The sequence below is a fragment of the Inquilinus limosus genome, assembly GCF_051487185.1.
In the GTDB taxonomy this organism is placed as follows: Bacteria; Pseudomonadota; Alphaproteobacteria; order DSM-16000; family Inquilinaceae; genus Inquilinus; species Inquilinus limosus_F.
In genome coordinates this window covers 1-7,117 of sequence record NZ_JAHVDK010000064.1, presented here as the reverse complement: position 1 = coordinate 7,117, position 7,117 = coordinate 1, and the positions used below count along the sequence as shown (strand labels likewise).

Genomic DNA, 7,117 nt, shown 5'->3' with positions numbered 1-7,117 from the left:
CCCTGCAGGATGATGCGTTTCTGCGGCCGGTCCGGATCAGGCTCCGGTGCGGCCGAGAGCAGCGCCTGCGTGTAGGGATGGTGCGGCGTGCCGTACACGGCGGCCTTGGGGCCCGTCTCGACGATCCGCCCCAGATACATCACCGCGACACGGTCGGCGATGTGCCGCACCACGGCCAGATCATGGGCGATGAACAGATAGGAGACATTCCTCAGATTGCCGACCCTGAGCGGACGGCAGCCGGTCGGCCGAGAAGTGCGCTTCCGTCCTATCGCTTGGACGAGAGGTCGGATAAAGAAACCGCGATCCGGACCTCCAAGCCGTGGCGGTGCCAATGCCGGACCAGGGTGCCCCGCAATTGACCCTTGATCGTGCCGTCCACCAGCCGGGCGCCGAAGCCATCCGCCCGGGGCGTCGCTTCGATCGGCGGGCCGCCTCGTTCCAGCCAATCCAGATCGAGCTGGTCCGCCTCAGTGCCCAGGTTGATCTCGACCCGTCCGTCTGGATCTGACAGCGCGCCGTATTTCGCCGCGTTTGTCGCAAGCTCGTGAAACACGAGCGCCAGGCCGGTCACGGCATGGCCTTCGACGGTAACGTCTGGTCCCGCAAGCAAGACGCGGTGCCCCGCCCAGTCCTCGTAGGGCGACACGATCGTCCGAATCAGCGCATGCAGCGAAGTCGGGGTGTCGGGCTTCGCTCGCCTGATGTCGGCGAGAGTGAGCTCGTGAGCCCGGGACAAGGCGCGGAGGCGCCCCTGGACAGCCTCGACCAGCTGGTCCGCGCGTGTGCTGGATCGGGCGCTGAGGTTCACCACGGCGCTGGCCAGAGCGAACAGATTCTTCACCCGGTGGTTCATCTCCCGGAGCAGCATCGCCTGCCGCTCCTGCGCCCGCCGCTGTTCGGTGATGTCGCGCACGATCGTCGAGGCCCCGACGATGCGGCCACTGGCGTCCCTGACCGGCGACACCGAGAGCGAGACCTCAACCAGGCTGCCGTCCTGGCGACGCCGCACTGTTTCGAGGTGGTCGATGCGCTCACCCGCTCGGAGACGCGCAAGGATGTGGGCTTCCTCGTCGTAGCGGTCGAGAGGGACCAGGATCATGATCGGCTTGCCGATGAGCTCCTCGGCGGTGTAGCCGAAGAGGTGCTGTGCGCCGCCGTTCCAGCTCGTGATCGTGCCGTCGAGGTCCTTCGACAGGATGGCGTCGTCAGAGGACTCCACGATCCCGGCAAGGCGCTGCGCCGCCTGCTCCGCCCGATGCCGCTCCGTGACATCGATCAGGATGTTGACGGCCCCGGTCAACCTGCCCACCGCGTTGAACAGCGGCGTCGGATAGGGAATGAAGTGCACCCGGCTGCGATCCGGGCGTTCGGCGACTGTCTCGACGCCGAGGATCGGCCGCTTCGCGCGAAGCGTCCGCGCCATCGCCGTCTGGCTGTGCGGCACAGGCGTTCCATCCAGCCGGAGCAGCTTCCAGGCGCCATTGAATCTGGCCTTGCCGATCTCCGGCCGGACGCCCCATAGCTGGGCGGCAGCGTCATTGTAGAAGGTGATCCAGCCGTCTGGGTCGGTCATGTAGACGGCGACCGGAAGCGTCCGCAGCAACGATTGCCACTGCAGCTCGGTAGCCAGCCGCCCGAGCTTGAACCGTCGCGGCCCGAGCACGGATTCGACCGGCTCCTGGGGACCAATCATCCGGTGTCCCTCAACGGGCTCGCTACATCCTGCTGGCGCAAACCAGCAGATGGCGCCCTGACAACCGTAGTACTGCGCGCAATGGAAGACAACGAGTCGGACCGGCACGGAGAGGCGGATACCCGCCGGTTTGCCCAACACTCAGCCGGTTGAGGGCGTGGACAGCTGGACAAGCTCCTCCAGCACGTCTCTGCCCGCTGGGCCGGCGACGTCGTAGCCAGCCCCGATCACGATCGCCTCGATCGTCGAAGCGATCATCCACTCGTCTTCGACGACGAGGGAGGCGGCCACCACCCACTCATGATCGGGCCGACTCTCTGCAATGGCTGTGGTCCAATTCGGGCAGTTAGCAGATATGGCGACGATACTCCCCCGGTGCGACGCCCATGGTGCGCCGGAACGCCCGGCTGAAGCTCGCCTGTGAGGAGAAGCCCGAGCGGAACGCGATCTCGCTGAGGGGCAGCTCGCCTTCAGCCAGCATCGACACCGCCCGCTCCAGGCGTCGGCGGCTGACATATTTGTACGGTGGCACGCCCATGGCGCCGGCGAACATCCGGGCGAAGTGGAATTCGCTGAGGCATGCTTCACGGGCCAGGGATTCGAGCGAAATATCTTCGTCCAGACGCTGCTCTATATAATCGAGCACGCGACGCAACCGCCGCTCGTCGAGCCGCGGCGGAGGGCGGCTTCCCGTCGCGCGGGGAGCGTGCTCGGCATAGTTCCGGATCAGCCATGCGACCAAGGTCGTTGCCGCGGAATCGACCAGGAGGCGGCCGGCCGAGGTCTCGCACGCCGCTTCCGTCAGCACGATCCGGCCCAGCTGGTTGATGACGCCGTCCTCGGGAACGGCGGCGCTGCGCAGGGATGGCTTGTCGGGAAGCCGGAAGTCCCCGTCCATCGCCAGGGCGTTGAGCCTGGCTGGCGGGATGTAGAGATGGGCGCTCGTCAGGTCGGGAGCGGCGATCAGGATTTCGTCGGCCTGCACGCCGGCCGGGCAGACCCAGACGGTCCCCGTCTGCGTCGTCACGGGCATGCGTTCCTTACCGAACTTGCACGCAACCGCGCCGCCTTCCCAGCCCTTGACGAGGAACGTGACCTCGATCTGGTCAGCGGAATAGCCCGGGCCGTCGCTCATCCTGTGGCTGCGAAGCTCGGCCGCGATCGCGGACCAATGACGCTGCGCGGACGACATGACCAGCGTCGAATTCGGATACTTCGCCTGGCCGTGCGGACTCGGAATCATGGCATCGACGGGCTGGTAGCGGGCTCATTGCAGCGACTTTGACAGGATAGCGAAGCGAGCCCGCCCAGCCGATCGGACATCCGATGGGAGCGGGCAATACCAAGGTATAGGGCGGAGCGTGCGGCCTTATTGCCGGCTCCTCCTCTCAATCCACTGCGCTCCGCTGATCCTTGCTGCGGGTCTTCTCGGGCTGACCGCAAGCGCGGTCAAGAGCTCAGCAGGCAGGGGAAAGACGCACATCGGTGTCGCTGCCTAGGTTCGGCCGGTCAGAGCCCGTCGCGCCGATGACGACAGCGTGACCGCGCTCACCTCAGACGAGCAGTCGGACAGATCCATGCCCCTCATGCCGAAACTCGCAGCCCTGATCATCGGAGCAAGCCTCATGACCCAGACCGCCGCAGCCGCCCCGGATGCCGCCACCGATCCGCGCATCGATCCCCGGATCCGGTCGTTCCTGGCCGAGATCAACAAGGACAGCAGCCCGTTCTGGGAGCTGCCGCAGCCGAAGCCGCAGGAGATCCTGACGGCGCTGCAGAACCAGACGCCGGTGGACATGTCGGGCGTCACCACCACCGAGCGGACCATCACGCAGGACGGCCGCAGCGTGAAGATCTACATCATGAAGCCCGAGCACGTCTCCGGTAAGCCGGGCGTGCTGCTCTTCATCCATGGCGGCGTGTGGATCGTCGGCAACTTCGCCAACCATCAGCGCCTGCTCCGCGACCTGGTCGTCGGCAGCGGACAGGTTGGCGTGTTCGTCGAGTACACGCCGTTGCCGGAAGCCAGGTTCCCGACCCAGCTCGAAGAATCCTATGCGGCCCTGAAGTGGGTGGCCGCCCATGCGGGCGAATTCGGCGCCGACGGCAGTCGGATCGCGGTGGCCGGCAACTCGGTCGGCGGCAACATGACCGCCGCCATCGCCATGATGGCCAAGGACCGCAACGGCCCGAAGATCAGCTATCAGGTGCTGCTGATCCCGGCCACCGACGCCAGCGTCGACACCGAGTCCTATCACACCTACGGGACGGGCCGGTTCCTGGCGCGGGCCTTCATGGAATACGGCTGGAATCTCTACGTGCCGGACGCCAAGACGCGGGACAATCCGTATGTGTCGCCGCTGCGTGCCTCGGCGGAAGAGCTCAAGGGCCTGCCCGCAGCCCTCGTCATCACCGCCGAGAACGACCCGCTCCGCGACGAGGGCGAGGCCTATGCCCGCAAGCTGAAGGAGGCGGGCGTCAGCGTCGCGGCGGTGCGGTACAACGGCACGATCCACGATTTCGTGCTGCTGAACGCGCTCCGCCACGTTCCGTCGACCGAAGCGGCCCTCCAGCAGATCTGCGACGAGATCCGCGACCACCTCAAGTGATCGGCGCGGCTGCGGCCCCATGCGGGCCGCAGCCGGTGCGTCATGCCACTGGAATCCGGACGGCGACCAGCGCCGACCGTGCAGGCCTTCACCCGCATTCGGAAAGAGCGTCCCCATGTCTGCTTCAACCTCGAATGTCGCCATCGTCACCGGTTCGTCACGTGGAATCGGTGCCGAAATCGCGCAACGCCTGGCTCATGACGGGTTCAAGGTCGTCGTGAACTATGCCGGCAGTGCCGGCCCGGCGCAGGACGTCGTCGCTCGTATCCGGAGCGCCGGCGGCGAAGCGATCGCAGTCCAGGCCGACGTTGCGGATGCCGCGGCCGTCGCGGCCCTGTTCGATGCCGCCGAGAACGCCTTCGGTGGCATCGACGTCCTGGTCAACTGCGCCGGCGTGCTCAAGCTGGCAAGGATCGCCGAGTTCGACGACCGCACCTTCGACCAGACCATCGCGGTCAATCTGAAGGGCACGTTCAACGGCTGCCGGGAGGCGGCGAAGCGACTGCGCGACGGCGGCCGCATCGTCAATTTCTCGACGAGCGTGATCGGCGTGCGTCTGCCGACCTACGGCGTCTACGTCGCCAGCAAGGCGGCGGTCGAGGCACTGACCCAGGTCCTTGCCCAGGAAATGCGCGGACGCGGCATCAGCGTGAATGCCGTCGCCCCGGGTCCCGTCGCCACCGAGCTCTTCCTGGAAGGCAAGAGCCCGGAGATCATCGACCGCATGGCAAAGATGAACCCGCTCGAACGCCTCGGCCAGACCGAGGACATCGCGCGCGTGGTCGCCTTCCTCGTCGGGCCCGAAGGCGGCTGGATCAACGGCCAGACGATCCGCGCCAATGGCGGCATGTGCTGACCATCCCGCCCGCTCTCTCCTCCGTCATTTCCGAGGTGGTCATCATGAAACAGGTTGTTGTCGTTACCGGCGCCTCCAGCGGTTTCGGCCTGCTGTCGGCACAAGCGCTCGCCAAGGCAGGTCACACGGTCTACGCGTCGATGCGCGAGACAACCGGCCGGAACGCCCCCCGGGTGGCGGAGGTCGAAGCCTATGCCAAGTCGCATGGCGTCGACCTGCGGACGGTGGAGCTCGATGTCGGCTCGGATGACTCGGTCAAGGCCGGCATCGAGAGGGTGATCGCCGACAACGGACGGCTCGACGTCATCGTCCACAATGCCGGCCATATGGTGTACGGGCCGGCGGAGGCCTTCACTCCCGAGCAATATGCCGAGCTCTATGACGTCAACGTCCTCTCGACGCAGCGCGTGAACCGCGCGGCCCTGCCCCATCTTCGCCAGCAGGGGCGAGGCCTTCTCGTCTGGGTATCGTCGTCCTCGGCGCGTGGCGGCACCCCACCTTACCTCGCCCCCTATTTCGCCGCGAAGGCTGCGATGGACTCGCTCGCGGTCTCCTACGCCAGCGAGCTTGCGCGTTGGGGGATCGAGACGTCCATCGTCGTTCCCGGCGCCTTCACCAAGGGCACCAACCACTTCGCCCATGCGGGCGCTCCGGCCGACAAGGCCGTCCAGGCGGCGTATGAGGAAGGTCCTTATGCAGGCGTTGCCGAGCAGGCGTTGAAGGGATTGGCCGCCCTCGAACCTGCGGATGCGGATGCGGGCCAGGTGGCCGCCGCCATCGCCTCGGTCGTCGATTCGCCCTTCGGCAGGCGCCCCTACCGCGTCTTCGTCGATCCGTCGCAGGACGGCGCCGAGGAGGTATTCCGCGTCGGCGACCGCATGCGGCGGGAGCTGTTCCGGAACATCGGTCTTCAGGACCTGTTGACACCCCACGTCAATTAGGTGCGAACACGACCGGAGGCCGCTGCACGGGTCGGCGCAGCGGCCATTCCCGGGACTCGTTCCGCTCCGCGACGTGCTGCGCTCATCGCGGACAAGCGAACGATAAGCGCAGGTTGCTCTTCGAGCGCCTTGGCGTCACCGACGTCATCAAGGGCCGGTCCCTCAGCGTAGACGAGATGGTCATCGCCGGCGTCAACACGCACGCCTGCATCCGTCCTGGGAGCGTACTGATCTTCTTGTTGCGGGCAGGGGTGCCCCCTGAGCGACCTGGCCCGGCCGAAGGGCGCCAAAGCTGTCGTTGCGCCGACGCCTCGAGACCGGACATTCATTAGACCAGCCGGATCTGGCCGGTTCCGACAGTCCGGCCCGGCCGAAGCGCGCCGCAACCGGCCGTTGCGCTCGGCTCCCGAAACCGGACGGATGGCCACGCTGTGCACTGTGGCCACCGGCGGCAGCGCCATCGCCCGCCGCGCATGGTCCCGGCTGCGGCCACGCTGCGCTATTGACGCCGGAACCGGGCCTCTGGCGACGCCATTGAAATGTCAGATGCAGAAGCGGTGCAGCCGATGAGAGTCACCGGAAGGGCCGAAGGGCTGGTGATCCTGGCTTTTGTGGTCGCTGTGACTGGCTGCGGTGTCTATCTTCCGACTGCCCCCGGCGACTACGCGAAGCTGCCGGACCATGCGGCGGTTGGGCCAAACCCGACCCTGCCCGAACCCAATAGGTCGCTGATTCCGACCGTCAACATCGCCCCGGCGAAGGGCTGGCCCGAGGGCGCCAAGCCGATCCCGGCGGCCGGGCTCTCCGTCACCGCCTTCGCCCAGGGGCTCGACCATCCGCGCTGGCTGCTGGTGCTGCCGAACGGCGACGTGCTGGTGGCCGAGAGCAACGCGCCGAAGCGGCCGGAGGAGGGGAAGGGCATCAGGGGCTGGATCTATCGGGCGGCGCAGGCCCGGGCCGGTGCCGGGGTCGACAGCGCCAATCGCATCACCCTGCTGCGCGACACCGACGGCGA

The 7,117-nt window shown here is 67.0% G+C and carries 7 protein-coding genes and 1 pseudogene; 4 read left to right on the top strand and 4 right to left on the bottom strand.

Annotated features, from left to right (window positions below; all coding sequences use genetic code 11):
• The 4 genes from KXR53_RS35300 to KXR53_RS35285 form a co-directional block, all read right to left on the bottom strand.
• A partial coding sequence (locus tag KXR53_RS35300; protein WP_437380302.1) for an oligopeptide/dipeptide ABC transporter ATP-binding protein occupies window positions 1-140 on the bottom strand: 140 nt, incomplete at its 3' end.
• 128 nt (window positions 141-268) lie between these two features.
• Complete coding sequence (locus KXR53_RS35295; RefSeq protein ID WP_437380301.1) at window positions 269-1,696, bottom strand: PAS domain S-box protein; 1,428 nt, start codon at window positions 1,694-1,696, stop codon at window positions 269-271.
• 141 nt (window positions 1,697-1,837) lie between these two features.
• Window positions 1,838-1,987 (bottom strand): hypothetical protein, encoded by a 150-nt coding sequence (locus tag KXR53_RS35290; RefSeq protein ID WP_437380300.1) that lies wholly within the window; start codon window positions 1,985-1,987, stop codon window positions 1,838-1,840.
• Between the two features lie 55 nt (window positions 1,988-2,042).
• On the bottom strand, window positions 2,043-2,939 hold the full coding sequence (locus KXR53_RS35285) for a helix-turn-helix domain-containing protein (RefSeq protein ID WP_437380299.1): 897 nt from the start codon (window positions 2,937-2,939) through the stop codon (window positions 2,043-2,045).
• A gap of 382 nt (window positions 2,940-3,321) precedes the next feature.
• On the opposite strand from KXR53_RS35285, the gene KXR53_RS35280 reads away from it, so the two are divergent.
• The 4 genes and pseudogenes from KXR53_RS35280 to KXR53_RS35265 all read left to right on the top strand — a co-directional run.
• Window positions 3,322-4,305 (top strand): alpha/beta hydrolase, encoded by a 984-nt coding sequence (locus KXR53_RS35280; protein ID WP_437380298.1) that lies wholly within the window; start codon window positions 3,322-3,324, stop codon window positions 4,303-4,305.
• A 19-nt stretch (window positions 4,306-4,324) separates the two neighbouring features.
• The gene (locus tag KXR53_RS35275) at window positions 4,325-5,161 is read left to right on the top strand and encodes an SDR family oxidoreductase (protein WP_437380297.1); all 837 of its coding nucleotides are present in this window, start codon (window positions 4,325-4,327) and stop codon (window positions 5,159-5,161) included.
• A 44-nt stretch (window positions 5,162-5,205) separates the two neighbouring features.
• Window positions 5,206-6,102 carry an SDR family oxidoreductase gene (locus KXR53_RS35270; protein ID WP_437380296.1) on the top strand — a complete coding sequence of 299 codons (897 nt, stop codon included), beginning with the start codon at window positions 5,206-5,208 and terminating at the stop codon, window positions 6,100-6,102.
• A 566-nt stretch (window positions 6,103-6,668) separates the two neighbouring features.
• Window positions 6,669-7,117 (top strand): annotated as a pseudogene (locus tag KXR53_RS35265) (hypothetical protein); the annotation flags it as partial.

Bases quoted from the DNA above. Each gene is read 5' to 3' on its own strand.
- KXR53_RS35275 (WP_437380297.1), top strand. From the start codon at position 4,325: ATGCGGGCCGCAGCCGGTGCGTCATGCCACTGGAATCCGGACGGCGAC.
- KXR53_RS35270 (WP_437380296.1), top strand. From the start codon at position 5,206: ATGAAACAGGTTGTTGTCGTTACCGGCGCCTCCAGCGGTTTCGGCCTG.
- KXR53_RS35295 (WP_437380301.1), bottom strand. From the start codon at position 1,696: ATGATTGGTCCCCAGGAGCCGGTCGAATCCGTGCTCGGGCCGCGACGG.
- KXR53_RS35285 (WP_437380299.1), bottom strand. From the start codon at position 2,939: ATGATTCCGAGTCCGCACGGCCAGGCGAAGTATCCGAATTCGACGCTG.
- KXR53_RS35280 (WP_437380298.1), top strand. From the start codon at position 3,322: ATGACCCAGACCGCCGCAGCCGCCCCGGATGCCGCCACCGATCCGCGC.